The organism is Pseudomonas sp. A6, assembly GCF_052367875.1.
GTDB lineage: Bacteria > Pseudomonadota > Gammaproteobacteria > Pseudomonadales > Pseudomonadaceae > Pseudomonas > Pseudomonas citronellolis.
This window is the reverse complement of sequence record NZ_CP198970.1, coordinates 4,075,481-4,101,428: the sequence shown is the minus strand read 5'-3', so window position 1 is coordinate 4,101,428 and position 25,948 is coordinate 4,075,481. Positions and strand designations below refer to the sequence as shown.

Genomic DNA, 25,948 nt, shown 5'->3' with positions numbered 1-25,948 from the left:
CAATCGGTTCGTTCGTTGGGGCAAGTGTATAGAGCAAGGCGGCGCATTCCCGCCAGGGTTTGTATACCAGTGTATCTATTCGCCGCGCCGATACCTGGGGCGGCATTCGCAGGCCGTGGCGGACACAGGCGGGATACCCGCGGCGGGTGAAATGGGCACCAAGCGGAAGGCACACGGCCTCCGCGTCACGAACCCACACCCGAGGACACCGCCATGAAAACCCTGACCCTTGCCGCCGCCCTGTTTGCCTTCGCCGCGCCCCTGGCCAGCTTCGCCGCCAGCGCCCCCGCGCCGGTGGAGCAATACCACTACGGCCAGCACCTGGACGTGAAGAAGGTCCTGGCCCTGCATGAAGACCCCGGCAGCTGCCAGGTGGTGCAGGCGCGCATGGACTACCTGGACTCCAACGGCCAGCCCCATAGCCTGGCCTACCAGAAGTTCTCCAGCGACTGCAACGAAGGCGGTTGATGCACGCCGCCCCGGCCAGGGATGGCCCTGCCGCTCCAGCCCCCTTCAAAAGGAGATTCCCATGCTGATCGTCGCCTTTCTCGGCGGGGTGCTGACCCTGCTCAGCCCCTGCATCCTTCCCGTATTGCCGTTGTTGCTGCAGCGCGCTGGTGGCCCGGTTTGGTCGCCGCTGCTGACCCTGGCGGGCCTGGCCAGCGGCTTCGCCGTGCTGGCCAGCCTGGCGGCGGTGTCCAGCGCCTGGGTGGTGGAGGCCAGCGAGGTCGGCCGCTACCTGGCCCTGGGGCTGCTCGGGCTTTCCGCCCTGGCCTTGCTGTCGCCACGCTTCGGCACCTGGATTTCGCGGCCCTGGGCCTGGCTCGGCGACCGCCTGCACGGCCAGGCACGTGGCCTGCCGCCAGCGCTTTCCGCCTGGCTGCTGGGCTTCGCCGCCGGCCTGCTGTGGGCGCCCTGCGCAGGGCCCATTCTCGGGCTGATCCTCTCCGGGGCCATGCTCCAGGGGCCCAATGCGTCCACCAGCCTGCTGCTGTTCGCCTATGGGCTGGGCAGCGCCGTCGCCCTGGGCGCCGCGCTGTTCCTCGGTCGTGGCTTGTACCAGCGCCTGCGCCCGTCGCTGGGTGCGCTGGAATGGCTACGGCGTGGGGCAGGGGCCTTGGCCCTGCTGGCGGTGGTGGTCATCGGTAGCGGCGCCAGCGCGCAACTGCTGGGCTCCGGCGCCTCGCGCACCCTGGCCGGCCTGGAGCACAAGGTGCTGGATGGCGTGCCCAAGCTGCTCGACAAACTGATGCCCAGTGCCAGCGCCGCCGACCTGGCCGACCTGGGCGCCATGCCCAGCCTGGATGGCGCCGTGCAGTGGCTCAACAGCGCACCGCTGACCAGCGAAGAGCTGCGCGGCAAGGTGGTGCTGGTGGATTTCTGGACCTATGACTGCATCAACTGCCAGCACACGCTGCCGTACGTCAACCAGTGGGCGAAGCGGTATGCCGACCAGGGCCTGGTGGTGATCGGCGTGCACACCCCGGAGTATCCCTACGAGCGCATCCCGGCGAACGTGGCGAAGGCCGTGGCGCGCAACGACATCCACTACCCGGTGGCGCTGGACAACCAGTACCGCATCTGGAACGCCTTCGCCAATCAGTACTGGCCGGCGCATTACTTCATCGACGCCAAGGGCCACGTGCGCTACCAGCACGTGGGCGAGGGCGACTACCAGGGGCAGGAGGCGATCATCCGCCAGTTGCTCCAGGAGCGCGAACAGCCGGCGGGCTGAACAGCGGCGGGGCGGTCATGGGGCCGCCCCGCGCTGTCGTGTCGGCGCCTCAGTGCGGCGCGCGGCGGATGGTCTTGAGCAGGTCTTCCGGGCTGATCTGGCCGACCACCTGGCTGACCGCGCTGCCCGGCTGCGGCAGGTCGAGGATGTGGCCCTTCATCTTGCCGATCACGTGCATCTCACAGGGCTTGCAGTCGAACTTCAGCGTCAGCACCTCGTCGCCGTGCACCAGTTGCATGGGCGCGACCTTGGTGCGCACGCCGGTGACGCCCTTGGCCTGCTTCGGGCACAGGTTGAAGGAGAAGCGCAGGCAGTGCTTGGTGATCATCACCGGCACCTCGCCGGCTTCCTCGTGGGCCTCGTAGGCCGCATCGATCAGCTGCACGCCGTGGCGGTGGTAGAACTCGCGGGCCTTGTGGTTGTACACGTTGGCCAGGAACGACAGGTGCGCCTCAGGGTACACCGGCGGCGGGTTCGTCTCGGCCTTGCGGCTGCCGCGCGGGTGGGCGGCGACGCGGGCGGCGGTGAGCGCCTCGATGGCCTCGCGGCGCAGGGCCTTGAGCTGCGAGTTGGGGATGAAGAATGCCTGCGGCGCGTCCAGCTCGACGCGCTCGGCGTGGTACTGGGTGGTGCCCAGCTGGCCGAGCAGGTCGTGCAGTTGCTCCAGGGCCTGCTCCGGCTTGTTGGCCGCGCCGAAGGGGCCGTCCAGGGCGACGCTGACGCTCACGCCTTCCTCGCTGGTGGCGCTCAGCTCCAGGCGTTCCTCGCGCAGGCGGGCCTGCCAGTCCAGGCCGACGCGGCGCTCGGCGGAGGTCTTGAGCAGGGCCTGCTGCCAGTTGTGGTCGAGGTTGCGCGACAGCGGGTGGTTGGGGCGCAGGCGGTACAGGCCCTCGGGCATTTCGTTGGGCTCGACGCGGTAGCGGTAGCGTTTCTCGCCGTCTTCCTCGAATTCGCCTTTGGGCTCGGCGATGTTGGCGCGGAAGCCCACCACCTCGCGCTTGACCAGCACGTTGAGGCCGTCGCCGTTGGACAGCGGCTGCTCGGTGGCGACGATCAGGTCGCGCTTGCCGACCTTTTCCACCACGCCCACCGGCAGGCCGGTGAAGGTCGGCGAGTCGAAGGCACCGATGTCCACCTTGCGCTCGTTGACGAAGTAGTCGGTGCTACCGCGGTGGAAGGTCTTGTCCGGGTCGGGCAGGAAGAAGTGCTCGGTGCGGCCGCTGGAGGCGCGGGCCAGGTCCGGGCGCTCGGCGAGGATGCCGTCCAGGCGCTGGCGGTAGTAGGCGGTGATGTTCTTCACGTAGCCCATATCCTTGTAGCGCCCTTCGATCTTGAACGAGCGCACGCCGGCGTCGACCAGGGCGCTGAGGTTGGCGCTCTGGTTGTTGTCCTTCATCGACAGCAGGTGTTTCTCGAAGGCCACCACGCGGCCCTGGTCGTCCTTCAGGGTGTAGGGCAGGCGGCAGGCCTGGGAGCAGTCGCCGCGGTTGGCGCTGCGCCCGGTCTGCGCGTGGGAGATGTTGCACTGGCCGGAGAAGGCCACGCAGAGCGCGCCGTGGATGAAGAACTCGATGGCCGCGTCGGTTTCGTCGGCGATGGCGCGGATTTCCTTCAGGTTCAGCTCGCGGGCCAGCACCAGTTGGGAGAAGCCGGCCTGATCGAGGAACCTGGCCCGGCCCAGGGTGCGGATGTCGGTCTGGGTGCTGGCGTGCAGTTCGATCGGCGGGATGTCCAGGTCGAGCACGCCCAGGTCCTGCACGATCAGCGCGTCGACGCCGGCGTCGTAGAGCTGGTGAATCAGCGCGCGGGCCGGCTCCAGCTCGTCGTCGTGGAGGATGGTGTTGATGGTGACGAAGATGCGTGCGTGGTAGCGGTGGGCGAATTCCACCAGCCGGGCGATGTCGCCCACCTCGTTGCAGGCGTTGTGCCGGGCGCCGAAGCTCGGGCCGCCGATGTACACGGCATCGGCTCCATGCAGGATGGCCTCGCGGGCGATGCTCACATCGCGGGCAGGGCTGAGCAGTTCCAGATGGTTCTTGGGCAGGGACATGGTTTCTTCTTCATCAGGCGTGACACGGCAAGGCGCGCATTGTAGCGGCGAAACGCCCGCCGGGCACCCGTGCGCTGCCCGGTGGTGGCGCCGCCCGGCAGGGCGCCGGACGGCGAAGGGGCCCGGTCAGGCCTTGGCGGCCAGCGCGGTGACTTCCACGCGCATGCCTTCCACGGCCAGGGCGGCCACGCCGACGGCGGCGCGCACCGGCCAGGGTTTGGCGAAGAAGCGCTGGTAGACCTCGTTGAAGGCGGCGCGGTCGGCCATGTCGGTGAGGTAGATGGTCAGGTGCAGGACGCGCTCCATGGAGCTGCCGGCGCGCTCCAGGGCGGTTTTCAGCGCGCGCAGGGTGCACTCGCTCTGCTCGACGATGCCGCCCAGCTCCAGGCTGCCGTCCTCGCGGGTGGGTATTTGGGTGGAGACCAGCAGGCCGCCGAAGCCGGCGACGTCGGAGGAGATCGACTGCGGGTCGGCGTCGGGGAGGAAGCTGAGGTCGTTGTTAGCCATGGGGCCTCTTTCTGCGGGTGGGACGAGGGGCGGCAGCTTACCCGCCGGGGCCGATGGCGTCATCCGCGCGGGTCCGCACATCGGGCAACGCCGGTACCGGGGCGTAGGGCGCATAACGCCTACGGCGTTATCTGCCGTTTGGCCTTGATTCCCGGCGGCTCCGGGGTTGACCTGGGCGTTGACTGTGGCCGCGGTGTATCGGCGGATAACCGCGAACGGTTATGCGCCCTACGTCCAGGCGCTCAGCGGTAGAACGCCGAAGGCGCCACGCCGAACTGCCGGCGGAAGGCCGCGGCGAAGGCGCTCTGGCTGTCGTAGCCGTGCTGCAGCGCCACTTCCAGCACCGGCAGGCCCTGGGCCAGGGCCTCCAGGGAGAGCAGCAGGCGCGCCTGCTGGCGCCAGCGGCCGAAGGTGATGCCGGTGCTGCGCTGGAAGCGGCGGTGGAAGGTCTTCGGGCTCATTGCCAACTGTTCGGCCCAGTGCTCGGCGCTGCTGCCTTGCGCCGGGTTTTCCGCCAGGGCGCGGCAGACCCGGGCGATGCGTTCGTCGTCCGGCCAGGGCAGGTGGAAGGGCAGCACCGGCAGGCTGCGCAGTTCGTCGAGCAGGAAGCGCATCAGGCGGCCGTCGCGGCTGTCGCTTGCGTAGCGCCCGGGAACCTGGGTGGCAGCCTGGATGAGTTCGCGCAGCAGCGGCGATACGTCGATCACGCAGTCGCCGACCGGCAGGCCGTCGATGGCGTCGGGGTTGACGAACAGGCTGCGCACCCGCGTCACGCCGCGCATGCGCAGCGAGTGTTCGACGCCCGCCTGCAGCCAGACGCCGCGGGTCGGCGGCGTCACCCAGCGCCCGGCCGGGGTCTCCACCACCAGCACGCCTTCGATGGCGTAGATCAGCTGTGCGCGCGGGTGACTGTGGGGCGGCACCACATGGCCGCTGGGGTAGTCGATGGCGACGCCGGTGACCGGCATCTCCAGGGATTCGTAGGGCAGGCTGGCGTGGTCGACCATGGGGCGCGTCCGTTGCGGGGGAAGGGCGAGCTTAGCGCAGGATGACCCTTTTGCGACAACGATGGACCCTTTGGCGCGAGTTGGACGGCTGCGCCCGGCCTATGCTGGGCCCGAACACCCGTTCGAGGCCAGACCATGCACGCGAACCCGCAAGCCAAGTACCGCCCATTCCCCACCATCGACCTGCCCAACCGCCGCTGGCCGTCGCAGACCATCGCCCAGGCCCCGGTGTGGCTGTCCACCGACCTGCGCGACGGCAACCAGGCGCTGTTCGAACCCATGAACCGCGAGCGCAAGCTGCGCCTGTTCGCCGAGCTGGTGCGGCTGGGCTTCAAGGAGATCGAGGTGGGCTTCCCGGCCGCCTCGCGCACCGACTTCGAGATCATCCGCCAGTTGATCGACGAGGGCGGCATCCCCGACGACGTCACGCCCATGGTGATGACCCAACTGCGCGAGGACCTGATCGACGAGACCGTGCGTGCCGTGGCGGGCGCGCGTCGAGTGATCGTGCACCTGTACAACGCCATCGCCCCGGTGTGGCGGCGCGTGGTGTTCGGCCTGTCGGTGGACGAGGTAGAGCAACTGGTGGTGCGCCACGTGCAGCTGTTGAAGGAGAAGGTGGCGGCGCACCCGCAGACCGAATGGGTGCTGCAGTACTCGCCGGAGACCTTCTGCATGGCCGAGCTGGAGGTGTCGCTGCGCATGTGCAACGCCGCCATCTGCACCTGGGATGCCGGCCCTGGACGGCCGATCATCATCAACCTGCCGACCACCGTGGAAGTGGCCACGCCCAACGTCTTCGCCGACCAGATCGAGTGGATGCACCAGCGCCTGGAACGCCGCGAGCACGTGGTGCTGTCGGTGCACCCGCACAACGACCGCGGCACCGGCGTGGCCTGCGCCGAGCAAGCGCTGCTGGCCGGCGCGCAGCGGGTGGAGGGCTGCCTGTTCGGCAACGGCGAGCGCAGCGGCAACCTCGACCTGGTGACCCTGGCGCTGAACCTCTACACCCAGGGCATCCACCCGGGCCTGGACTTTTCCGACATCGCCGGCGTGGCGCGGGTGGCCGAGGCCTGCACGGGGCTGCCGATCCACCCACGGCATCCCTACGTCGGCGACCTGGTGTTCACCGCCTTCTCCGGTTCGCACCAGGACGCCATCGCCAAGGGCTTCGCCGCCCAGGCCGCGGACGGTTTCTGGGAAGTGCCCTATCTGCCGATCGACCCCCGGGACCTGGGGCGCACCTACGACAGCATCGTGCGGGTCAACAGCCAGTCGGGCAAGGGCGGCATCGCCTACCTGCTGCAGCGCGACCACGGCGTGGTGATGCCGAGGCGGATGCAGGTGGAATTCAGCGCCATCGTGCAGCGCCAGGCCGACAGCAGCGAGACCGAGCTGAGCAGCGAGGCGCTGTGGCAACTGTTCGCCCAGACCTACCTGGCCCCGGCGCGACCCGGCGGCGCCCTGGTCTACGTCGGCCACCGGCTGTTCGAGGCCGAGGGTGGGCAGGGCATAGTGCTGGAGGTGGAACTGGCCGACGGCCGCCGCCGGCAACTACAAGGTGTGGGCAACGGCCCGATCGACGCCAGCGTGGCGGCCCTGGGCCTGCCGATCCGCATCGACGGCTACGAGGAACGCAGCCTCGGCAGCGGCGCCGACGCCCAGGCCCTGGCGCTGGTGGAAGTGGCCTGGCCGGGCGAGGCGGGCACGCGCTTCGGTGCCGGTTGCCATGCCAACATCGTCAGCGCGTCGATTCAGGCTGTGCTTTGTGCGGTGTCGCGCTTTGCTGGGGGACGTGTAGCGCCTGGTGGCTTTTTGTAGGAGCGAGGGGGACGCCTAGTTCTTGCTCGCGAACGGACGGTACTGGTGACTTCGGCGTGTTCGGCTGACTCCGCTCCCTCTCCCTAACCCTCTCCCTGAAGGGAGAGGGGACCGTTGGGCAGATGCTGATAGTTCGGCGTTAGCCGGCTAGCACAGTGATTACCGGCTGAAACCATTCCTTCTCTCGGCACGGATAAGCCCCCTCTCCCTGAAGGGAGAGGGGGCCGTTGGGCAGAGGTTGATGTTCTGGAGTCAGCCGGCTAGCACAGTGATTACCAGCTGAAACCATTCCTTCTCTCGGCACGGACAAGCCCCCTCTCCCTTCAGGGAGAGGGCTGGGGAGAGGGCGCTCTTGCACCCAACACCGTAGCCACCGGTAAATCCCATTCGCGAGCAAGCTCGCTCCTACGAAGAGCGCCCCGGAGCGGCCTACGAAAGCCCGCTGCCCACTAAAGCGGAAAAGGCCGCAACCGCCCCCGCGGGCCATCCACCGCAAGGGCACCCAGCACCAACCGACTCACGCTTTCAGCCACCGCCCGGTAGTCCGCCTCCGCCGGCCGTGTCTTGCCGGTGATCAGCGACGCCTGCCAGCCGAAGTGGGTGTGCGCCTGGGTGGCCGACCAGAGGAACAGCAGCAGGTGCTGCGGGTCGGCCGTGGCGATCAGGCCGCGTTCCATCCAGCTGCGCAGGCAGGCGAGGTTGTCCTGGGCGGCCTGGCGCAGGCGTTCGCCGCAGGGGGCCGGCAGTTGCCGAGCGCCCAGCAGCATTTCGCCGAGCACGGCTTTGTAGGTGTGCGGGTGCTCGTGGGCCACGCGCATCCGCGCCTCGATGTAGGCGGGCAGCGCCTGCTCCGGGGGCAGTTCGGCGCGCAGCAGGGCGGCGGCTTGCAGCAGCGGTTCGACCAGGGTTTCCAGCACCCGCGCGTAGAGGTTCCGCTTGTTCTGGAAGTAGTAGTAGACGTTGGCCTTGGGCAGCCCGACGCGGGCGGCGATGTCTTCGGTGCGCGCGGCCTGGAAGCCCTTGGCGGCGAATTCCTGGCTGGCGGCCTTGAGGATCAGGCGCAGGTTGCGCTCGCGGATGCCCAGGGCTTCGCTGTCATCGACGGCCGCCTTGCGGCGGTTGGCGGGGGTACGGGCAGGGCGGGTGGCCTGGTCGCTCATGGGGTATCCGGGGACTGCTATCGCTATTTACAAAAGTATATAGCGCTAGGCGAGGCCTTGTCCCCTGGACCTTCCGCCGCCTCAGGGCAGGGTGTACAGGCGCAGCAGCATGCGTTGCTGCTCCGAGGGGCGGCCGAAGTAGCGGCTGTACAGCGCCTCGCCGCCGGGGCCGCGCAGGGTTTCGCTGATGGCGCGGTCCACCAGCAGGCGGAAAGCGTCGTCGTCGCGGGGCAGGGCCAGGGCGACGCGGGCCACTTCGAACAGGTGCTCGGAGACCTGCAGGCGGTCGCCTTCGGCCGAACGGGCCTGGTAGTTGAGCAGCGACAGTCGCTCGCCGAAGAAGGCGTCCACCTGGCGGTGCAGGACGCGCTCGACGCCTTCCTGGTAGCTGCCGACTTCCTCCAGGCGCGACTGCAGGCCCAGGGCGCGGGCCTGCTGCTGCGCCCATTGCACGTTGGTGCTGCCGCGCAGCACGGCGAAGCTGCGCTTGTTCAGCCCCTGGTTGATGGTCGCCCGCCAGGTCGGGGTGCGTTCGCGCGGGGCGCCGCTGAGCGCGGCCAGCAGGGTGGGGTCGGCGTCGCGGCGGAGGATCACCCCGAGGCCGGCGGTGAACACCGGCAGCGAGAAGCTGACGCTCTCGCGGCGCTGCAGGGTTTCCACCAGCGGGCTGCAGAACAGGTCGACCTGGCCGCCGTGCACGGCTTCCAGGGCCTGCTCCAGGGGCAGCGGCCGGTAGCGCACCTGCAGCTCGCCCAGGCCCGGCTGGCTGCGTAGGCGGGCGACCAGCGCCTGGCACAGGTCGATGGCGTAGCCGCTGGCCGTGCGCTCGTCGCCCTCGGAGAAGGGCGCGTTGTCGGCCAGAAAGCCCAGCGTCAGAGTATGGCTGGCCTGGATGCGCGCCAGGGTGTCGGCCTGGGCGGCAGGCACCAGCAACAGCAGCACGAGCAGAGGAGCGAGCAGGCGGTTCATGGCGACTCCGGCGGCGCGGCGAGGCGCTCGTAGGCCTTGACGAAGCGCTTGGCGATGAAGCCGAACAGCAGGTAGCCGACCACCATCACCAGGGCCGCGCCGAACACCGCTTCCAGCCCCGAGGCGTAGAGCGCGTAGAAGCAGTAGCAGGCGGCGACCAGCATCACGGCGGTGTTGCGGCGCACCAGGTCCATGCCGACGCCGGCCTTGTAGAGGATCACCACCAGCCCGGTCAGCGAGGTGATGTAGGGGATGATGTTGGTGACCGCCGCCAGGCTCACCAGCTTGTTGAACTGCGCGGTGGCGTTGGGCGAGATGGTCGAGAGGGCGATCAGGCTCTGCAGCACCGCGCAGGTGACCAGCCCGGCCAGGGGCGCGCCGGCGTTGGTGACGCGGGTGAACAGCTGCGGGAACAGGCCCTGGGCGGCGGTGACCTTGGCCGTCTCGGCCAGGGTGAACTGCCAGCCCAGCAGCGAACCGACGCAGGCCATCACCGCCAGGGCCATGACCAGGTTGCCCACGCCGTCGTTGAACAGGCGCGCATAGGCCAGGGCGAAGGGCGCGCTGGAGTTGGCCAGCTCCGGGTTCGGCACCAGGCCCTGGATCACGGTGGTGGACAGCACGTACACCACCGCCGCGCCCAGGGTGCCCAGCAGGCAGGCCAGCGGCACGTTGCGCTTGGGGTTGTCCACCGCGTCGGAGTTCTGCGCCGCCGACTCCATGCCGAGGAAGGCCCAGAGCGTGAGTGGGATGCTGTCGGTGATCGCCTGGCTGACCGGCAGGTCGTTTGGGTTCCAGGCGGCGGCGAAGACCTCCGGGCGGAACCAGAACCAGCCGAAGAAGCCCAGCCCGGCCACCGGGATGATCACCCCCCAGACGGTGACCGAGCCCAGCCGCCCGGTGATCCGCGGGCCGCCGAAGTTGGCCAGGGTGGTCAGCCAGATCAGCCCCAGGGTCCCGAGGAGCAGGGGCACCGAGCCGCTGCCCAGCCAGGGGAAGAAGGGCGTCAGGTAGCCCACCGCGGAAAGGCTGATGGCGACGTTGCTGATCACCAGGGACAGGAAATACAGGTACGAGCAGAGGAAGAACGCCGACTTGCCATGGGCCTCCTCGCTGTAGGCGGACATGCCGCCGGAGCGCGGGCAGTAGATGCCGCATTGGGCGAAGCAATAGGCGATGGCCATGGAACCCACGGCGGTGAACACCCACGACAGCAGCGAGACCGCGCCCAGCTGGGCCATGCTGGAGGGCAGCATGATGATCCCCGAGCCCATCATGTTGACCATCACCAGGGTGGTCAGCCCGGTGAGGCCCATCTTCCTGGTCGCGGCCATGCAGGCCTCCTGGGGCGGTGAGCGAAGCGGCGGAATGCTCAAAGAATAGGCATGGCCTGGCGGGGCGGCCATCGAGTGGCGGGGTGTTTTTCAGGAATGGGATTGGGGTGGCATTTGCGGGGGAGTGGAGTACAGGGTTGGCAGCGGAGTGGCGGTGAAGTCCGTTGCCCTCACCCCAGCCCTCTCCCGGAGGGAGAGGGGGCCGTTCGGAGCGGGCGGAAAGTTCGGAGTCATCCTGTGAGCGCGTAGGGCGTATAACCGTTCGCGGTTATACGCCGTTGGCCGGCGCGCCGATGCCTGACGATTCTGGCCCCGTAGGAGCGGACTCCGTCCGCGATTGGTTTGACTAGACGGATGAGGGGGCAGGGAGCTTCGTGAATGCGCTTCACGCCGAACGGTCCCCTCTCCCGCTTGCGGGGGAGGGTTAGGGAGGGGGAGCGGAGTCAGGGTTGGCAGAGGTGTGTGGGTGGAGTCCGTAACCCTCTTCCCAGCCCTCGGCTGCGCGCCCCGCCCTGAAGGGAGAGGGGGCTGTTTGGAGTGGGTGGGGAGTTCGGAGTCATCCTGATACTCCTAACCCCAACCCCGTCATTCCCGCGAACGCGGGAACCCAGTGGCTTGGGGGCTTGGTGTAGCGCGCCGCTCCGAGTCTGCGGAGATTTTTTGTTTCGCCCCCTCGGGCGAGTCCCTTTTGTCAAACGGTGGAAGGCCACCCCCGCAAAAAGGAACCAAAAAGGCTTGCCCCGACATACGGGCCCGATGAAGCCGGGCTACCCTCACGAATTCCCCCGCCACGGAGGCCCGCCCCGAGGGTACGTCCCTGTAGCCCATCGGGGCTCTCGCGACATCCATGTCGCATGACCTCCTGAGCGCCGGTTTCGCTCGGCCTTCTGAAGGGGCGTTTCGGAGTGCGCGGAGGTTTCTCTGGAAGTCCCAAGAGCGGACGCGCTTTTGCTTTTCGTAGGAGCGAGCTTGCTCGCGAACCCGCCAGTCACTGGATTCCCGCGTTCGCGGGAATGACGGGGGAGGAGGATCGGCGCGTGAGATAAAGGCTCGCAATCAAACAAAACATGCCCCAGAAAAAACGCCGTTCCCCTCAACAGGAAACGGCGCTCTTCCAGACCCAGGCACTATCCATCCATCACCAGTGCCGATACCCACGGTAGTAACCATGGGGCGGCCCATAATAACGCGGCCCATAGTACGCCGGCCCATAATAGACCGGCCGGTAATAGCGCACCGGCGGCGCCACCACCACGGCCACCGGAGGCGGCGGCGGAGCGTAGTACACCGGGGCCGGCGGATAGTAGGCCGCCGGCGGCGGGGCAGGCTGCACGTAGACCGGGGCAGGCGGCGCAGAGGCGCCGGCGACGACAGCGCCACCCACGACGGCGCCGACCACCGCGCCGATGGCCGCCGCATCGGTATTGCTGTTGGCCGATGCCTGCCCGGCCAGGGCGAAGGACGCGCACAACACCAGGGCGAGTTGCGGGATCCGGCGAATCATCTGTCTTACCTCCTGAAATTCCCGGCCTGGGGGCCGGATACTTCTAAGACATTCTGTTCCCGCAAAGTGTAACCGGCGCTGTGTAAATCCTGTGTAAAGGGCGCCGTACGGTCGTTCCGGGGCTGCTTCGATGCAGCCGGCAACACAAAAACCGGGCCGGCTGCGGCGCGGCTTGTTATGGTTGCGGTTTTCCCTCAAGCCAAGGAGGCTTTATGCCCTTGAATCGAGCCCTGCCGGCCATGCTGTTCGGCGCCATCCTGCTGGCCGGTTGCAGCAGCGCCGACAAGCCCGCCGAATCCCCGGCCGCCGCCGCGCCCGAAACCGGCCGCTGCAATGCCGGGGCGGTGCAGTCGCTGGTCGGCAAGCCGCTGTCCCAGGCGCTGGTGGAGCAGGCCCGGCGCGACTCCGGCGCGCAGAGCGCACGCGCGCTGCACCCCCATGATGCGGTGACCCTGGAATACAACTCGCAGCGCCTGAACATCAATGTCGACGACAGCGAAATAGTGCGCGGGCTCAACTGCGGTTGAGGCGGCGAAACCGCGCCCGGCGTGCAATGCCCGGGCGCGGGGTGACGGGAGCCCGGCGAGGGCTCCCGCACCCTGGGTACCCGGTCAGCGGTTGGCCGGTTTGCGGATGATGCGCAGCGCCTGGGTGGTGTGGCTCACGCAGGACTCGTAGTCGCCGGCGGCGCGGGCCTTCTCGGCCTGGTCGATATGCTCCTGCACCACGTTGACCTTCACGCCGGTGGCGTTCTTGCTGGCCGTGGCGATGAAGTCCTTCAACTGCGTCAGGTTGGCGTCGCAGAGCTTGCTGTCGGCCATGGCTGCCAGCGGCAGGGCAAGGGTGGCGGCGAGGACGAGGGCGATCTTCTTCATGGGGCTGTCTCCTGGATGGGTTCACCATGAACCTGGGGCGCAGGGCCTTGGCAGGGCGAGCCTGCGGGTCCGTGGATGGCGCTTCACCCGATGCCGATCGGGGCGGTCAGGAATACCTGACGCCTGTTTCGACCTTGCCTTCTGCCGGACGTGTCATTTTTTTCGCGTTACAGCGCGGAAAACCGCCGGTCCAGCTGCCGCGCGCGGAACTGCTCGAGAACGAAGTCGACGAAGGCGCGGGTCTTCGCCGGCAGCAGCTTGTGGGCGGTGTAGTAGAGGCTGGTGATGCCGGCGTCCACGTACCAGTCCGGCAATACCCGCAGCAGACGGCCATCGTCCAGGTAGGGCACGGCGTGCTGCATGCTCACCAGGGTGATGCCCAGCCCTTGCAGGGCGGCGTGGCAGGCCGCCTCCGGGTCGCTCATGTACATGCGCTCGCCCAGTTCGATGGGCGCCTGGCCCTTGCCGCCACGGTGGCTCAGGCCCCAGGGGCGCACGCGGCCGGTCTGCGGCGAGCGGATACGGATGCCGTCGTGCTGCGCCAGGTCCTCCGGCGTGCGGATCGGCGGGCGGGCGTCGAGGTAGGCGGGGCTGGCCAGCAGCACCAGGTGCGCCGGCGACAGGCGCCGCGCCACCACCCCCGGCGGCAGCTCGAAACCCCCGCCGATGGCGGCGTCGAAGCCCTCGGCGATGAGGTCCACCTGGCGGTTGTCGAAGTGCCAGTCCGGGCGGATCGCCGGGTAGCGGCCGAGGAACTCGCCCAGCAGCGGCAGGATGTAGTCGCGGCCGAACACCAGGCCCATGCTCACCTTCAGGGTGCCGCTGGGCTGGCCGTCGGCGCCGGCCAGGTTGGCCAGGGCGTTGCGGATGCTGCCCAGGCCGGGCGCCACCTCGGCCAGGAAGCGCTCGCCGGCCTCGGTCAGGCTCAGGCTGCGGGTGCTGCGCTGGAACAGGCGCACGCCCAGGCCGGCCTCCAGGCGGGCGACGTTCTTGCCCACCGCCGCCGGCGTCAGGCCCAGGCGCCTGGCCGCCGCGGCGAAGCTGCCGGCCTCGGCGCTGCGGACGAAGCATTCGATGCTGTTGAGGGTTTCCATGGCCAGGCTCGCATAAACCAATCGGATCGACTGAATATAGCGATTACCGGCTACCGGGTAGAGAATGGCAGGAGGAGACTGTGCCTGTCGCTTCACTTCCCACCCTTTCCCGGAGCACCGACATGAGCACCAGCACCCCCAACACCTCCCTCGCCGGCAAGGTCGCCTTCGTCCAGGGCGGCTCGCGCGGCATAGGCGCGGCCATCGTCCAGCGCCTGGCCCGTGACGGCGCCGCCGTGGCCTTCACCTACGTCAGCTCGGCGCAGAAGGCCGAAGACCTGGCCGCCACCGTGCAGGCCGCCGGCGGCCGCGCCCTGGCCATCCAGGCCGACAGCGCCGACGCCGACTCGCTCACGGCCGCCATCGAACGCGCCGCCGCGCACTTCGGCCGCCTCGACATCCTGGTGAACAACGCCGGCGTGCTGGCCGTGGCGCCGCTGGACGAGTTCACCCTGGAGGACTTCGACCGCACCCTGGCGGTCAACGTGCGCAGCGTGTTCGTCGCCACCCAGGCCGCGGCCCGGCACATGGGCGAGGGCGGCCGCATCATCACCATCGGCAGCACCAACGCCGAGCGCATGCCCTTCGCCGGCGGCGGCGTCTACGCCATGAGCAAGGCCGCGGTGACCGGCCTGACCCGCGGCTTCGCCCGCGACCTGGGCCCGCGCGGCATCACCGTGAACAACGTGCAGCCCGGCCCGGTGGACACCGACATGAACCCCGACAGCGGCGAGTTCGCCGAGTCGCTGAAAGGCCTGATGGCCCTGGAGCGCTACGGCCGCGCCGAGGAAATCGCCTCCTTCGTGGCCTACCTGGCAGGCCCGGAAGCGGCCTACATCACCGGCGCCAACCTGCTGATCGACGGCGGCTTCGCGGCTTGAGACCTTTCATGGAGGCGCGTGGCGGCAGGGGATGCCGCCACGCGCCTTACCCATCATCCCGCCAAAGCCAGAGGGCATGACTCGCATTGAGAAGCGCAATCCCAGGGGCTGGCATGGATATAAGGTATTTATCGGAATTCTAATAAAAGGCTAATATCCGATGAACTCCGTCAACTGGACGCGGAAGGCGGTCAAGCAGTTGCTCAGGTTGGACGGGCGCCACCAGGCACAGATTCGCGATGCCGTTGGCGAGTTGAGCCGGATGCCTGATTGCCGGCATGTGAAGGCGCTGAACAATCACACTTACGGTTACCGGCTTCGCGTCGGCAACTACCGGGTACTGTTCGATTGGGACGGTGAAATCAGGATCGTTGCGGTGCAAGAGGTGAAGAAGCGCGATGAGCGAACCTACTAAGGTGCAGATCATCAATGACACGGACGGTAAGCCGGCCTTCGTGGTGATCCCCTATGCCGACTATGTGGCGCAGCATCGCCTGGATGAGAACCTGATTCCCCATGACGTGGTCAGCCGCATGGTGGACGGCGCCAGCGCCATCCGGGCCTGGCGCGAGCACCTGGGGCTGACGCAGCTGGAGGTGGCCGAACGCCTGGGCGTGACGCAGTCCGCCTATGCGCAGCAGGAGGCGTCGACGCGGCCGAGGAAAGCCACCCGGGCGCGCATTGCCAGTGCGCTCGGCATAGCGCCGGCGCAATTGGAGCTGTAGTTTCCCGGCACCCGCACCGAGCGCCCGAAGGCTCACCGCGCCGGCACCCGGTCGCGGCTCTGGATGTTCCAGTGCGCGGCGCTGCCGGCCAGTTGTGCGGAGAGCTGTTCCACCTGCTCGTACAGGCGCAGGGTCAGCCAGTAGAAGCCCTGCACCTCGAAGGAGCCGGCCAGGCTCTGCGGGCGCGGCGGCAGGTGGCCGCTGCCCTGGCATTCCTGCACCAGGCGCGAGGTGCGGCTGAACTTCAGGGCGTGGGCCGATTGCAGCAGCAGGCGGCCGATGGCCTGGCGCATGGACTCCAGGTCGGCGGGCGGCGGGGCGATGTCGCCGGCCTGGGCGGCGAACTGGCGCGAGGCCAGCAGCGATTCCAGGGTGCCCATGATGGCCCGGTGGGCGCGCTGGATCAGTTCCAGTTCGCGCAGCGGCATGCCGGTTTCCCGCGCCACCGGCGCCAGGTGCGCGCGGGAGGCCACCAGGCGCTGGTCCAGCTCCTCCAACTGGCTGGCAAAGTGCTCGGCGCGCAGGTCGGCATTGCTGCTCAGCTGGCCGAACAGGCGGGCGCAGGCGCGCAGGTTGTCCGACAGCAGGTAGCGCCAGACGTAGACCGCGCGCAGCGGGTAGATCTGCGCGAAGACCAGCGCCAGGGCCACGCCGATCAGCACGTTGAGCATGCGCCAGAGGCCCTCGGTCATGCTGTTGTCGCCATGCCCGGCCACCGTGCACATGGTGATGCCCGCCAGCAGCGCCACGTAGCCGGGGCGGCGGATGGCGTAGAAGGCGGCGACGGCGCCGGCCAGCGACATCAGCAGGTAGACCAGCGCGTTGGAGCCGCTGAGGTTGTGCACCAGGATGATCGCCAGGCCCACGGCGGCGCCCAGCAGGGTGCCCAGGATACGGTCGCGGGACTTGCCGCGGATGGTGCCCTGGTGCACCAGCCCGCCCATCACCACCAGCACCGTGACCGAGGCCCAGAGGCCGTGGGGGATGTCGATGCCGGTGGTCAGCAGGATGGAGGCCAGCAGCGCCAGGCCGACGCGCACGCAGTGGATCCAGGCAGCGTAGCGGTAGCGCGTGTAGGGGTTGGCCAGGCGGCGCCAGGGCAGGGCCAGGGATTGCAGGATGTTCGCCAAGGGGGCTCCTCGTGGAGTGAATCCGCTCAGCTTAGGTGCTGTGGCCGACGAGCGGCAAACCCGGCGGCGCCCCGCAACCGAAATGCATCTGGTTGAAGGTGCCGGCGCTTGGCTAGAATCTGCGCTTTTGCGCGCGCCACGGGCCGCGCTCCAGAGATTCGACATGCTGACAGGCCGCTACGACCTCGCGCTGGTGCTGATTTCCCTCTTCGTCGCCGTTCTGGCCTCCTACACAGCCCTCGATCTCGCCGGGCGCATCGCCAGGGCCCGGGGCGCCAGTGCCTGGCTGTGGATCGGCGGCGGTGCCGTGGCCATGGGCATCGGCGTGTGGTCGATGCACTTCATCGGCATGCTCGCCTTCAGCCTGCCCATCCCGCTGGGCTATGACCTGAGCCTGACGCTGCTGTCGCTGGCCCTGGCGGTGCTCAGCTCCGGCTTCGCCCTGGCCCTGGTCGGCCAGCGGCAGCTGCCCACCTGGCAATTGCTGGCCGGCGCCCTGGTGATGGGCTGCGGCATCGCCGGCATGCACTACCTGGGCATGTACGCCATGCTCATGCAGCCGGGCATCGACTACGACCCGCTGCTGTTCGGCCTGTCCCTGGTGGTCGCCGGCGTCGCCTCGGGCGCGGCGTTGTGGATCGCCTTCCGCCTGCGCCGCAATACGCCTTATGTGCGCCTGGTGCGCGGCGGCGCGGCGCTGTTGATGGGCCTGGCCATCGTCGGCATGCACTACACCGGCATGGCCGCCGCGCGCTTCCCCCTGGGCAGCTTCTGCGGCGCCGCGCCGTCCGGGCTGGACAACGGCTGGCTGGCGCTGCTGGTGATCCTCGTGACCCTGGCCATCCTCGCCATCGCGCTGCTCACCTCGGTGCTCGACGCCCGCCTGGAGGCGCGCACCGCGCAGCTCACCGACTCCCTGGCGCAGGCCAACCAGGAACTCACCCAACTGGCCCTGCACGACAACCTGACGCGCCTGCCTAACCGCCTGCTGCTGGAGGACCGCATCGGCCAACTGATCGCCAAGGTGCAGCGCCACGGCGGCTGTTTCGCACTGATGTTCCTCGATCTGGACGGCTTCAAGCCGGTCAACGACGCCTTCGGCCACCACATCGGCGACCAGCTGCTGCAGGCTGTGGCCCGGCGCCTGCGCGAGAGCCTGCGCGGCGAGGACACCCTGGCGCGCATCGGCGGCGACGAGTTCGTCCTGCTGGTCGAGCTGAAGGCGCCGGAGGACGCCGCGGGCCTGGCCGGGCAGCAGATCGGCCTGCTGGCAGAGGCGTTCCACGTCAACGATCAGGAGCTGCGCATCTCCGGCAGCATCGGCATCGCCCTCTACCCGGGCAATGGCGCCACCCAGCAGGAACTGCTGATGAACGCCGACGCCGCCATGTATCACGCCAAGGGCAGCGGCAAGAACGCCTACAGCTTCTTCGAGCAGTCGATGAACACCAACGCGCGCAACCACCTGCAGATGCTCCAGGACCTGCGCGCGGCCCTGGAGCTGCGCCAGTTCGTGCTGCACTACCAGCCCAAGTTCGACGCCGCCAGCCAGCGTCTGGTCGGCGCCGAGGCGCTGCTGCGCTGGCAGCACCCGCAGCGCGGCCTGCTGATGCCCGACGCCTTCATCGCCCTGGCCGAACGCACCGGGCTGATCATCCCCATCGGCGAGTGGGTGCTGGACGAGGCCTGTCGGCAGATGCGCCAGTGGTACGCGCAGGGCTACACCGACTGGCGCGTGGCGGTGAACCTCTCGGCGCTGCAGTTCTGCCATGCCGCGCTGGTGGAGAACGTCGCCGCGACCCTGCGCCGGCATTCGCTGCCGGCCAATTGCCTGACCCTGGAGATCACCGAGACCACCGCCATGCGCGATGCCGACAACAGCCTGGCGATCCTCCGCCAACTGGCCGACATGGGCGTGGACCTGTCCATCGACGACTTCGGCACCGGCTATTCCAGCCTGCTCTACCTCAAGCGCCTGCCGGCCAACGAGCTGAAGATCGACCGCGGTTTCGTCCGCGACCTGGAGCAGGACAGCGACGATGCGGCGATCGTCTCGGCCATAGTCGCGCTGGGCCAGGCGCTGGACCTGCGCATCGTCGCCGAGGGCGTGGAGACGCCGCGCCAGCAGGACTTCCTCACCCGCCTGGGCTGCGACTCGCTGCAGGGCTACCTGCTCGGCCAGCCGTGCCCGGCCGAGCAGTTCCTGGGCCGGCTCACCCAGCCGGTGTGAGGCTGAGCTGCGCGCACAGCTCGCGCAGTTGCTCGCACAGGCTGCGGCCGGCGCTGGGCAGGTCGGCGCGGGCGTAGAGCGCCAGTTCCAGGCCGGTGATTTCCGCGAAGCCCTCGGCGGCGGCGAGCACGCGGTGCGCTGGCGACCGGCAGCGCTGTGGTAGCAGGCTGACGCCCAGGCCCGCCGCCACCGCCGCCGACAGGCTGGCCAGGGCGGCGCTGCCGTAGGCGATGCGCCAGCGCCGGCCCTGGGCCTCCAGGGCGTGGATCATCTCCTGGCGGTACAGCGCGCCGAGCGGGAAGGCCACCAGTGGCAGCGGCTCGCGGGCGGCCGCCGGGTTGGCGGCGCTGTCCAGCCAGCACAGCGGCTCGGGCCAGCGCGCCAGGCAGTCGCTGTCGGCGCCCCATTGCTTGACCAGGGCCAGGTCCAGTTCGCCGTTGCGGTACTGGCGCAGCAGCTCGTGGCTGAGCCCGCTGGAGACTTCCAGGCGCAGGCGCGGGCGCTGCGCGGCGAAGGCCGCCAGCAGCGGCATCATGCGCTCACCGGCGAAGTCCTCGGGCATGCCCAGGCGCAGTACGCCCTCGCTGTGTTCCTCGCCGAGGGCGGCGCGGGCCTCCTCGCCGAGCTGGAGGATGCGCCGGGCGTAGCCCAGCAGGCGTTCGCCGGCCTCGGTGGGCAGCACCTGGCGGCGGCCGCGTTCCAGCAGGCGGCAGCCGAGCTGTTCCTCCAGGCGCAGGATCTGCTGGCTGACGGTGGACTGAGTGAGGTGCAGCCACTCGCCGGCGCGGGTGAAGTTGCCGGCGTCCACCACCATGACGAAGCTGCGCAGCAGGGTCGGGTCTAGCATTTGGAAATCCACTGGAAGTCATTTTTCCATTTAATTTCACCATGGAAGGTCATGCCGGGATAATCCCTTTCGACGAAAGGGGCGCCACACGGGCCCCGCTGAGGAGGATTCCCCATGCAACACCTGGCATTCATGCGCGAAGCCCTGGCCCTGGCGCGGGCCAACGTCGAGGCCGGCGGCCGTCCGTTCGGCGCCGTGCTGGTGCGCGACGGCGAGGTGCTCGCCCGAGCCGCCAACGGCATCCACCTGGACCACGACCCCACCGCCCACGCCGAGCTGCTGGCCATGCGCGAGGCCGGCCGCGCCCTGGGCAGCCCGCGCCTGGACGGCTGCGTGATCTACGCCAGCGGCCACCCGTGCCCGATGTGCCTGGCGGCCATGCACCTGAGCGGCGTCAGCGCCGCCTACTACGCCTATTCCAACGCCGACGGCGAGCCCTACGGGCTGTCCACCGCGGCGGTGTACGCGCAGATGGCGCAGCCGGTGGAGTGGCAGTCGCTGCCGCTGCAGGCGCTGCGCCCGGAAGACGAGGAGGGGCTCTACGGCTTTTGGCGGGAGCACCAGGCGTGAGCGGCGACAAGGCGCGGGTCGGCTGGATCGGCCTGCTGGTCATAGTCGCGCTGGGCATCAACCTGCGGCCGATCCTCACTTCCATCGGCCCCTTGCTCGCGGAAATCCGCCAGGCCACCGGCCTGGGCTTCCAGGGCGCGTCGCTGCTGACCGTGCTGCCGGTGCTGTGCATGGGCCTGTTCGCCCTGGCGCTGCCCTGGGTGGGCCCGCGCCTGGGCGAGAGCCGCGGCATGCTCGCCGGGCTGCTGGCCATCGCCGTGGCCTGCGCCTGGCGCCTGCTGCTGGACAGCGGCCTGGCGCTGATCGCCAGCGCGGTGCTGGCCGGCACCGGCGTGGCGATCATCCAGGCCCTGGTGCCGGGGGTGGTCAAGCGCTGGTTCCCGCAGCGGGTGCCGGCGGCCATGGGCCTGTACTCGGCCTCGCTGATGGCCGGCGGCGGCACCGCCGCGGTACTGGCGCCGGTGCTGGCCGGTGGCTCCGGGCACTGGCAACTGGGCCTGGGCGCCTGGGTGGCGCTGGCGGTGCTGGGCTTGGCGCTGTGGGCCCTGGTGCGCCCGCGCGAGGCGGCGGTGCCCAGCGTGGCGCGGCGTGGCGAACACTTCTTCGGCAGCCGCCGGGCCTGGCTGCTGGCGCTGTACTTCGGGCTGATCAACGGCGGCTACACCAGCATGGTGGCCTGGCTGCCGATGTTCTACCGGCAACTGGGCTGGAGCGCCCAGGGCAGCGGCCAACTGATCGGCCTGATGACCCTCTTCCAAGTGCTCGGCGCACTGAGCATGCCGGCCCTGAGCCGCGGCTCGGCGGACCGCCGGCCCTGGCTGTGCCTGTGCCTGCTGATCCAGCTCGGTGGCTTCGCCGGCCTGCTGCTGTCGCCCCTGGGGCTGCCGGCGGCCTGGGTGGCGCTGATCGGCTACGGCCTGGGCGCCTGCTTCGCGCTGAGCCTGACGCTGACCCTCGACCACCTGGCCGAACCCGGCCCGGCGGGCAGCCTGGCGGCCTTCGTGCAGGGCATCGGCTTCATCATCACCGGGATCATTCCCTACGTCACCGGCTGGCTGCGCGACGCCACCGGCAGCTTCCAGGCCTCCTGGACGCTGCTGGCATTGTCGGTGCTGCTGATGCTGGGGGTGACCCTGCGCTTCGCCCCGGCCGGCTATGCCCGGGCGATGCACGGCTGGCGCGGCGCTCAGACCGCCGAGGTGGCGAGGTAGATGCGGTAGGTGATGATCGACAGCATGCTCAGCACGCCGACCCACATCAGCAGCACGCCCGCGCCCCGCTCACGGATGGTGAAGCCGATGCCGAGCATGAACATGCCGAAGATGATGACTGCGAGGGTGACGCCGAAGGAATCCATGGGTGGGTCTTATCCATTGTGTCGTTGGAACAAGTCTAGGCCAGCTGCGGCTCGAAAGGGGTTGATCCGGGGCAAATCCGGCGTCATGGCACGTGGTCTTCCTGTGTAGGAGCGGGCCCTGCCCGCGATTCGCGCGCAGGGCGCGCTCCTACAGATGGGCATACCCCAGGCGCAAGGGTCTTGCCGACCGCGCCGAGGCGCTTCTCGTAGGATGGGTTGAGTTTGCGAAACCCATGCGGTTGCGGTGATGGGTATCGCTTCGCTCAACCCATCCTACGGGTTACGTTGCAGGCGAGCATGGCTTCTCGTAGGAGCGAGCTTGCTCGCGAACGGGGTTTACCGGTGGCTACGGTGTTGGGTGCAAGAGCGCCCTCTCCCCAGCCCTCGGCTGCGCGCCCCGCCCTGAAGGGAGAGGGTTAGGGAGAGGGAGCGGAGTCAGCCGAACACGCCGAAGTCACCGGTACCGTCCGTTCGCGAGCAAGCTCGCTCCTACGAAGAGCAGGTCGGCGCACGGTCGTTTCTACAGGCGGAAGCGCTGCACCAGGCCGCTGAGGTCCACGGCCAGGCGCGACAGTTCGTGGCTGGCGCTGCTGGTCTGCTGCGAGCCGGCGGCGCTCTGGTTGGACAGGTCGCGGATGTTGCCCAGGTTGGTCTCGATGTCGCGGGCCATGGCGGCCTGGTGTTCCACCGACTCGGCGATGCGCCGGTTGCGCTCGTCGATGCTGCGCGCGGCCTCGATGATCTGCGCCAGGGCGCGGTCGGCGGCGCTGGCCTGGCCCTGGGTGTGCTCGGCCTGCTCTGCGCTTTGCTGCAGCGCTTCGACCGTGCGCCCGGTGCCTTGCTGGATGGCGCCGATCAGCTGTTCGATCTCGCGGGTGGAGTCGCCGGTGCGCTTGGCCAGCGCGCGCACTTCGTCGGCCACCACCGAGAAGCCGCGCCCGGCCTCGCCGGCGCGGGCCGCCTCGATGGCGGCGTTGAGCGCCAGCAGGTTGGTCTGCTCGGCGACGTTGCGGATCACGTCCAGCACCTTGCTGATGTTCAGCGTCTGCTCGGCCAGGCCCTGGGCCTGCTGCGCCGCGTGGCGCACGCCTTCGCCCAGCTCGCGCAGCGAACCCAGGGTGGTGGCCAGCTGCTGCTGGCCGTCCAGGGCCTCGTCGTTGGAGCGCCGGGCCACCGCGGCGGTGCTCTGCGCGTGCTCGGCGACGTCGCCCACCGCCGCGCTCATCTGGCTCATGGCGCGGCTGACGTTGTCGATCTCGCCGTGCTGCTGGTGCAGGCCGCGGCTGCCTTCGTCCATCACCATGCTCATCTGCTCGCTGGAGGTGGCCAGCTGTTCGGCGGCCTCGCCGATCTGGCGGATGGTGCCCTGCAGGTTGTCGCGCATGCGCCCCAGGCGCTCCAGCAGCTGTGCCGCCTCGTCGCGGCCGCGGCTGTGCACGCCTTGGCTGAGGTCACCGCCGGCGATACGCTCGGCCACCTGCAGCGCCTCGGCCAGCGGCCGCACCAGGCTGCGCGTCAGGCGCCAGGCCAGCAGCAGGGTGACCAGCAGGGCGCCGCCCAGGGCCGCCCAGACGATGCGCAGGGCCTGGGCGTAGGCGCTGGCGGCCGCGCTGGTGGCGCTGTCCGCGGCCTGGCGGTTGAGCTCGCGCAGCAGCTGCACCTGGGTGTCGATGGCTTCGCCCTGCTGGTCGATGTTGGCGATGAGCAGGGTACGCGCCTCGTCCAGCTTCTGCTGCTCCAGCAGTTGCTGTTCGTCGCGGATGGTCTGGATGAACTGGCCGAAGGCCTGGTGCAGCGCCTCGATGGCGCCGCGCTCGGTGTCGTCGCTGATCAGCGCCTGGTAGTCGCGGAATTCCTGTTCGATGTCCAGGGCCAGCTGCTCGATGATCACCTTGTTGCCGCTGCGCACCATGGGATCGGGGTTGGCCACCTGCTGCATGGAGCGCACGCGCAGCTGGGCGAGGTTGAGGGCGATGCTGTCGGCCAGGGCGATGCTCGGCAGCTGGTCGCCGTCGATGGCCTCGCCCTGGGCGCGGATGGCCGCCATCTGGTACAGGCAATAGGCGCCGACGCCTCCCAGCAGCACCGCGCTGAAGAGGAAGCAGAGCAGGGTACGCTGGCCGATGCGCAGGCGCCGCAGGGGCTCCCAGCGGGCGAATCGGCCGAGGAGGGCTTGGAGTGTCTTCATCACGGGCTACCACGGACTGCTGTGATGCTCTGGCGAGCGGGTTTCGGACGCGCAGAGCATATGAAAACCATGTGACAGTCTTGTGTAATGGCCAAGGGATATCACTGCCTTCGGTCGGGCAGTGCCTTGATTTGCCTGGGGAATTTCGCTGTCAGGCGGGCGTCGGATGGCGCCGGGCCGGGTGCACCAGGTAGGCGGCGAGGCTGTCGTCCAGCTCGCCGTCGCGCAGCCAGCGCAGGGCGATGGGCCAGAGGCTGTCCTGGAAGCGGCTGTGGAAGAAGGCGAAGTGGCCGATGCTGGCGAAGCCCATGGCCCGGGGCGGCAGGCGCAGGTGCAGGCAGCGGCTGTTGCGGTAGTAGTCGAGCAGGCGCTGGATGGCCGGGCCGGTGCCGAATTCGTCGTCGGTGACGCTCAGGGCCAGGGTGTCGCCGCGCAGCCCGGCGAAGCCTTCGGCCAGGCGCCTGCGTTCCTCCGCCGGCATGGCCCGCGGGCCGCGCCGGTAGGCGTCCTCGAAGCGCGGGGCGCGGTGCGTCCAGTCGCGCACCACGCCGTGGGGCGTGTCTTCCATCCAGCCCAGGCGCTTGGCCGGGAAGTAGCCGAACAGGCCGCTGAGCACCGGCATCGCCAGGTGCCACTTGAGCAGCATGCGCAGGCGCCGCTGGGGGGCGTAGTCGCGCCAGTGGGCGAACTGCGCGCCCATGCTGAACACGCGCTGGATGAGGTGGTTGGAAGGGGCCAGGCCGACGAGGAAGCCGCCGACGCTGTGCGCCACCACCTGGATGGGTTGCTGCGGGGCGTTGGCAAGGGCCCATTGCAGGGCGCCTTCGAAGTCCAGGCGGCCCCAGTCCAGCCAACTGGCGGAGAAGCCGCGCAGCGAGGCCGGGCGCGAGCCGCCGATGCCGCGGTAGTCGTAGCAGAGCACGTCGAAGCCCTGGCCGTGCAGGTAGTCGGCGAAGCGTGCGTAGTAATCGCTGCGCACCGAGGTGGCCGGGTTGACGATCACCAGCGGCCGCGGCTGCGCCGCCGCTTCGGCATGGCGCCAGAGGCGGCCCTGGAGCGGGTAGCCGTCGGTGGCGTCGAAGGTCAGTGGCTGGCCCATGGCGTTCTCTTTTCCCGTTGCGCAACAGGCACTCTAGCGCCGGGCGACGGGGCGCCACCAGTACAGTTGCGGGAAAAAAGACCGCCGCACCCATCCGGGTGCGACCGGGGTTGGGGCGGCGGAGGCTGCAGATCGGCAGAGGGGAGGTTGGCCCCGCTGATCCGGTTGGCAGTGTGCGCTGGGGCGGGGTTGGGGGGGTAGGTTCAGGTGGAGTGGGAAAAAGCGGAGCAGAGGGGGCGGGGCTCTTCGTAGGAGCGAGCTTGCTCGCGAACAAACCCCGTAGCGAGGCCCATTCGCGAGCAAGCTCGCTCCTACGAGAGGCCGTGCCTGGCTGTGCCGTGGGGGTAACGGTTTATTGGGTTCCCGCGTTCGCGGGAATGACGGGGTAAGAATGGTGTTTTCCGACGTCATTCCCGCGAACGCGGGAACCCAGAAACAACGGAGCGGACTTTGTCCGCGATGGAGTTTGTCGGTGGCTGCGGTGTTGGGTTTAAGAGCGCCCTCTCCCTGAAGGGAGAGGGGACCGTTCGGTGTGCGTTGGTGTTTCGGCGTTAGCCGGCTGGCACAGAGATTACTGGCTGAAACCATTCCTTCTCTCGGCACGGTCTAGCTCCCTCTCCCTTCAGGGAGAGGGGACCGTTGGGCAGGATTGGGTGTTCTGGAGTTAGCCGGCAACGCCGGAGGTCTCCAGCTGAAACCATTGCTTCTCTCGGCACGGTCTAGCTCCCTCTCCCTTCAGGGAGAGGGGACCGTTGGGCAGGGTTGAGTGTTCTGGAGTTAGCCGGCAACGCCGGAGGTTTCCAGCTGAAACCATTGCTTCTCTCGGCACGGTCTAGCCCCCTCTCCCTTCAGGGAGAGGGCTGGG

The 25,948-nt window shown here is 69.0% G+C and carries 23 protein-coding genes and 2 pseudogenes; 10 read left to right on the top strand and 15 right to left on the bottom strand.

The features are described from left to right. Window positions 1–213: 213 nt before the first annotated feature. Together ACTWJ5_RS17940 and ACTWJ5_RS17935 are read left to right on the top strand one after the other, a co-directional pair. The gene (locus tag ACTWJ5_RS17940) at window positions 214–468 is read left to right on the top strand and encodes a DUF2790 domain-containing protein (protein WP_074978701.1); all 255 of its coding nucleotides are present in this window, start codon (window positions 214–216) and stop codon (window positions 466–468) included. A gap of 61 nt (window positions 469–529) precedes the next feature. After that, window positions 530–1,735, top strand: coding sequence for a cytochrome c biogenesis protein DipZ (locus tag ACTWJ5_RS17935; protein WP_444436233.1), 1,206 nt, complete (start codon window positions 530–532; stop codon window positions 1,733–1,735). A 49-nt stretch (window positions 1,736–1,784) separates the two neighbouring features. Here ACTWJ5_RS17935 and ACTWJ5_RS17930 read toward each other — a convergent pair whose 3' ends face one another. The 3 genes from ACTWJ5_RS17930 to ACTWJ5_RS17920 all read right to left on the bottom strand — a co-directional run bounded on the left by ACTWJ5_RS17930 (window position 1,785) and on the right by ACTWJ5_RS17920 (window position 5,299). Next, on the bottom strand, window positions 1,785–3,785 hold the full coding sequence (locus ACTWJ5_RS17930) for a peptidase U32 family protein (RefSeq protein ID WP_444436232.1): 2,001 nt from the start codon (window positions 3,783–3,785) through the stop codon (window positions 1,785–1,787). A gap of 126 nt (window positions 3,786–3,911) precedes the next feature. Then, window positions 3,912–4,292 carry a RidA family protein gene (locus ACTWJ5_RS17925; RefSeq protein WP_074978711.1) on the bottom strand — a complete coding sequence of 127 codons (381 nt, stop codon included), beginning with the start codon at window positions 4,290–4,292 and terminating at the stop codon, window positions 3,912–3,914. 242 nt (window positions 4,293–4,534) lie between these two features. After that, entirely contained in the window at window positions 4,535–5,299 is a 765-nt protein-coding gene (locus tag ACTWJ5_RS17920; protein ID WP_043271673.1) for an AraC family transcriptional regulator, read from the bottom strand. 135 nt (window positions 5,300–5,434) lie between these two features. Between ACTWJ5_RS17920 and ACTWJ5_RS17915 the strand changes: the two genes are divergently transcribed. Beyond that, entirely contained in the window at window positions 5,435–7,120 is a 1,686-nt protein-coding gene (locus ACTWJ5_RS17915; protein WP_444436231.1) for a 2-isopropylmalate synthase, read from the top strand. A gap of 449 nt (window positions 7,121–7,569) precedes the next feature. Here the strand turns inward: ACTWJ5_RS17915 and ACTWJ5_RS17910 are convergent, their stop codons facing one another. The 4 genes from ACTWJ5_RS17910 to ACTWJ5_RS17895 all read right to left on the bottom strand — a co-directional run bounded on the left by ACTWJ5_RS17910 (window position 7,570) and on the right by ACTWJ5_RS17895 (window position 12,087). Continuing rightward, window positions 7,570–8,280 (bottom strand): TetR/AcrR family transcriptional regulator, encoded by a 711-nt coding sequence (locus ACTWJ5_RS17910; protein ID WP_444436230.1) that lies wholly within the window; start codon window positions 8,278–8,280, stop codon window positions 7,570–7,572. 81 nt (window positions 8,281–8,361) lie between these two features. Then, the gene (locus ACTWJ5_RS17905) at window positions 8,362–9,249 is read right to left on the bottom strand and encodes an amino acid ABC transporter substrate-binding protein (protein ID WP_444436229.1); all 888 of its coding nucleotides are present in this window, start codon (window positions 9,247–9,249) and stop codon (window positions 8,362–8,364) included. Then, on the bottom strand, window positions 9,246–10,583 hold the full coding sequence (potE, locus tag ACTWJ5_RS17900) for a putrescine-ornithine antiporter (RefSeq protein ID WP_301502967.1): 1,338 nt from the start codon (window positions 10,581–10,583) through the stop codon (window positions 9,246–9,248). The genes ACTWJ5_RS17905 and potE overlap by 4 nt, the downstream gene beginning before the upstream one ends. A gap of 1,138 nt (window positions 10,584–11,721) precedes the next feature. Next, on the bottom strand, window positions 11,722–12,087 hold the full coding sequence (locus ACTWJ5_RS17895) for a hypothetical protein (RefSeq protein ID WP_009622337.1): 366 nt from the start codon (window positions 12,085–12,087) through the stop codon (window positions 11,722–11,724). A 212-nt stretch (window positions 12,088–12,299) separates the two neighbouring features. On the opposite strand from ACTWJ5_RS17895, the gene ACTWJ5_RS17890 reads away from it, so the two are divergent. Further along, a complete protein-coding gene (locus ACTWJ5_RS17890; protein WP_009622335.1) occupies window positions 12,300–12,614 on the top strand; it encodes an I78 family peptidase inhibitor in 315 nt (104 codons plus the stop codon). A gap of 84 nt (window positions 12,615–12,698) precedes the next feature. Here the strand turns inward: ACTWJ5_RS17890 and ACTWJ5_RS17885 are convergent, their stop codons facing one another. Then, complete coding sequence (locus ACTWJ5_RS17885; RefSeq protein WP_444436228.1) at window positions 12,699–12,962, bottom strand: hypothetical protein; 264 nt, start codon at window positions 12,960–12,962, stop codon at window positions 12,699–12,701. Window positions 12,963–13,129: 167 nt separating this feature from the next. Next, a complete protein-coding gene (locus ACTWJ5_RS17880; protein ID WP_253410488.1) occupies window positions 13,130–14,056 on the bottom strand; it encodes a LysR family transcriptional regulator in 927 nt (308 codons plus the stop codon). Between the two features lie 122 nt (window positions 14,057–14,178). On the opposite strand from ACTWJ5_RS17880, the gene ACTWJ5_RS17875 reads away from it, so the two are divergent. The 3 genes from ACTWJ5_RS17875 (at window position 14,179) to ACTWJ5_RS17865 (ending at window position 15,662) form a co-directional block, all read left to right on the top strand. Continuing rightward, window positions 14,179–14,937 carry a 3-oxoacyl-ACP reductase family protein gene (locus ACTWJ5_RS17875; RefSeq protein WP_074986337.1) on the top strand — a complete coding sequence of 253 codons (759 nt, stop codon included), beginning with the start codon at window positions 14,179–14,181 and terminating at the stop codon, window positions 14,935–14,937. A 160-nt stretch (window positions 14,938–15,097) separates the two neighbouring features. Next, a complete protein-coding gene (locus tag ACTWJ5_RS17870) occupies window positions 15,098–15,352 on the top strand; it encodes a type II toxin-antitoxin system RelE family toxin (protein ID WP_074986334.1) in 255 nt (84 codons plus the stop codon). Further along, window positions 15,336–15,662, top strand: coding sequence for a helix-turn-helix domain-containing protein (locus tag ACTWJ5_RS17865; RefSeq protein ID WP_074986332.1), 327 nt, complete (start codon window positions 15,336–15,338; stop codon window positions 15,660–15,662). Before ACTWJ5_RS17870 ends, ACTWJ5_RS17865 begins: the two co-directional genes overlap by 17 nt. 32 nt (window positions 15,663–15,694) lie before the next feature. Here the strand turns inward: ACTWJ5_RS17865 and ACTWJ5_RS17860 are convergent, their stop codons facing one another. Beyond that, window positions 15,695–16,792 carry an FUSC family protein gene (locus ACTWJ5_RS17860; RefSeq protein WP_444436227.1) on the bottom strand — a complete coding sequence of 366 codons (1,098 nt, stop codon included), beginning with the start codon at window positions 16,790–16,792 and terminating at the stop codon, window positions 15,695–15,697. Window positions 16,793–16,955: 163 nt separating this feature from the next. Between ACTWJ5_RS17860 and ACTWJ5_RS17855 the strand changes: the two genes are divergently transcribed. Further along, on the top strand, window positions 16,956–19,022 hold the full coding sequence (locus ACTWJ5_RS17855; protein WP_444436226.1) for a putative bifunctional diguanylate cyclase/phosphodiesterase: 2,067 nt from the start codon (window positions 16,956–16,958) through the stop codon (window positions 19,020–19,022). On the opposite strand, the gene ACTWJ5_RS17850 is transcribed toward ACTWJ5_RS17855, so the two are convergent. Further along, window positions 19,006–19,869: a LysR family transcriptional regulator gene (locus ACTWJ5_RS17850; RefSeq protein WP_444436225.1), complete on the bottom strand. Its 864-nt coding sequence runs from the start codon at window positions 19,867–19,869 to the stop codon at window positions 19,006–19,008. The two genes, ACTWJ5_RS17855 and ACTWJ5_RS17850, sit on opposite strands and share 17 nt — an antisense overlap. 114 nt (window positions 19,870–19,983) lie before the next feature. On the opposite strand from ACTWJ5_RS17850, the gene ACTWJ5_RS17845 reads away from it, so the two are divergent. Both ACTWJ5_RS17845 and ACTWJ5_RS17840 read left to right on the top strand, forming a co-directional pair. After that, window positions 19,984–20,439, top strand: coding sequence for a nucleoside deaminase (locus ACTWJ5_RS17845; RefSeq protein WP_256511476.1), 456 nt, complete (start codon window positions 19,984–19,986; stop codon window positions 20,437–20,439). Next, window positions 20,418–21,650, top strand: coding sequence for a CynX/NimT family MFS transporter (locus ACTWJ5_RS17840; RefSeq protein ID WP_370310834.1), 1,233 nt, complete (start codon window positions 20,418–20,420; stop codon window positions 21,648–21,650). Before ACTWJ5_RS17845 ends, ACTWJ5_RS17840 begins: the two co-directional genes overlap by 22 nt. Here ACTWJ5_RS17840 and ACTWJ5_RS17835 read toward each other — a convergent pair. The 4 genes and pseudogenes from ACTWJ5_RS17835 to ACTWJ5_RS17820 all read right to left on the bottom strand — a co-directional run bounded on the left by ACTWJ5_RS17835 (window position 21,626) and on the right by ACTWJ5_RS17820 (window position 25,083). After that, entirely contained in the window at window positions 21,626–21,796 is a 171-nt protein-coding gene (locus ACTWJ5_RS17835; RefSeq protein ID WP_009622326.1) for a hypothetical protein, read from the bottom strand. The two genes, ACTWJ5_RS17840 and ACTWJ5_RS17835, sit on opposite strands and share 25 nt — an antisense overlap. Before the next feature lie 520 nt (window positions 21,797–22,316). Next, window positions 22,317–22,910, bottom strand: a pseudogene (locus ACTWJ5_RS17830) (methyl-accepting chemotaxis protein); the annotation flags it as partial. A 312-nt stretch (window positions 22,911–23,222) separates the two neighbouring features. Next, window positions 23,223–23,984: pseudogene (locus ACTWJ5_RS17825) on the bottom strand (MCP four helix bundle domain-containing protein); the annotation flags it as partial. A gap of 151 nt (window positions 23,985–24,135) precedes the next feature. After that, window positions 24,136–25,083 carry an alpha/beta hydrolase family protein gene (locus ACTWJ5_RS17820; protein WP_444436224.1) on the bottom strand — a complete coding sequence of 316 codons (948 nt, stop codon included), beginning with the start codon at window positions 25,081–25,083 and terminating at the stop codon, window positions 24,136–24,138. Window positions 25,084–25,948: the final 865 nt, after the last annotated feature.

What these genes read in the sequence shown, in the direction of transcription:
- ACTWJ5_RS17930 (WP_444436232.1), bottom strand. Translation starts at nt 3,785, where the DNA reads ATGTCCCTGCCCAAGAACCATCTGGAACTGCTCAGCCCTGCCCGCGAT.
- ACTWJ5_RS17845 (WP_256511476.1), top strand. Translation starts at nt 19,984, where the DNA reads ATGCAACACCTGGCATTCATGCGCGAAGCCCTGGCCCTGGCGCGGGCC.
- ACTWJ5_RS17915 (WP_444436231.1), top strand. Translation starts at nt 5,435, where the DNA reads ATGCACGCGAACCCGCAAGCCAAGTACCGCCCATTCCCCACCATCGAC.
- ACTWJ5_RS17895 (WP_009622337.1), bottom strand. Translation starts at nt 12,087, where the DNA reads ATGATTCGCCGGATCCCGCAACTCGCCCTGGTGTTGTGCGCGTCCTTC.
- ACTWJ5_RS17910 (WP_444436230.1), bottom strand. Translation starts at nt 8,280, where the DNA reads ATGAGCGACCAGGCCACCCGCCCTGCCCGTACCCCCGCCAACCGCCGC.
- ACTWJ5_RS17865 (WP_074986332.1), top strand. Translation starts at nt 15,336, where the DNA reads ATGAGCGAACCTACTAAGGTGCAGATCATCAATGACACGGACGGTAAG.
- ACTWJ5_RS17870 (WP_074986334.1), top strand. Translation starts at nt 15,098, where the DNA reads ATGAACTCCGTCAACTGGACGCGGAAGGCGGTCAAGCAGTTGCTCAGG.
- ACTWJ5_RS17940 (WP_074978701.1), top strand. Translation starts at nt 214, where the DNA reads ATGAAAACCCTGACCCTTGCCGCCGCCCTGTTTGCCTTCGCCGCGCCC.
- ACTWJ5_RS17850 (WP_444436225.1), bottom strand. Translation starts at nt 19,869, where the DNA reads ATGCTAGACCCGACCCTGCTGCGCAGCTTCGTCATGGTGGTGGACGCC.
- ACTWJ5_RS17925 (WP_074978711.1), bottom strand. Translation starts at nt 4,292, where the DNA reads ATGGCTAACAACGACCTCAGCTTCCTCCCCGACGCCGACCCGCAGTCG.
- ACTWJ5_RS17820 (WP_444436224.1), bottom strand. Translation starts at nt 25,083, where the DNA reads ATGGGCCAGCCACTGACCTTCGACGCCACCGACGGCTACCCGCTCCAG.
- ACTWJ5_RS17920 (WP_043271673.1), bottom strand. Translation starts at nt 5,299, where the DNA reads ATGGTCGACCACGCCAGCCTGCCCTACGAATCCCTGGAGATGCCGGTC.
- ACTWJ5_RS17875 (WP_074986337.1), top strand. Translation starts at nt 14,179, where the DNA reads ATGAGCACCAGCACCCCCAACACCTCCCTCGCCGGCAAGGTCGCCTTC.
- potE (WP_301502967.1), bottom strand. Translation starts at nt 10,583, where the DNA reads ATGGCCGCGACCAGGAAGATGGGCCTCACCGGGCTGACCACCCTGGTG.
- ACTWJ5_RS17855 (WP_444436226.1), top strand. Translation starts at nt 16,956, where the DNA reads ATGCTGACAGGCCGCTACGACCTCGCGCTGGTGCTGATTTCCCTCTTC.
- ACTWJ5_RS17890 (WP_009622335.1), top strand. Translation starts at nt 12,300, where the DNA reads ATGCCCTTGAATCGAGCCCTGCCGGCCATGCTGTTCGGCGCCATCCTG.
- ACTWJ5_RS17835 (WP_009622326.1), bottom strand. Translation starts at nt 21,796, where the DNA reads ATGGATTCCTTCGGCGTCACCCTCGCAGTCATCATCTTCGGCATGTTC.
- ACTWJ5_RS17885 (WP_444436228.1), bottom strand. Translation starts at nt 12,962, where the DNA reads ATGAAGAAGATCGCCCTCGTCCTCGCCGCCACCCTTGCCCTGCCGCTG.
- ACTWJ5_RS17905 (WP_444436229.1), bottom strand. Translation starts at nt 9,249, where the DNA reads ATGAACCGCCTGCTCGCTCCTCTGCTCGTGCTGCTGTTGCTGGTGCCT.
- ACTWJ5_RS17880 (WP_253410488.1), bottom strand. Translation starts at nt 14,056, where the DNA reads ATGGAAACCCTCAACAGCATCGAATGCTTCGTCCGCAGCGCCGAGGCC.
- ACTWJ5_RS17935 (WP_444436233.1), top strand. Translation starts at nt 530, where the DNA reads ATGCTGATCGTCGCCTTTCTCGGCGGGGTGCTGACCCTGCTCAGCCCC.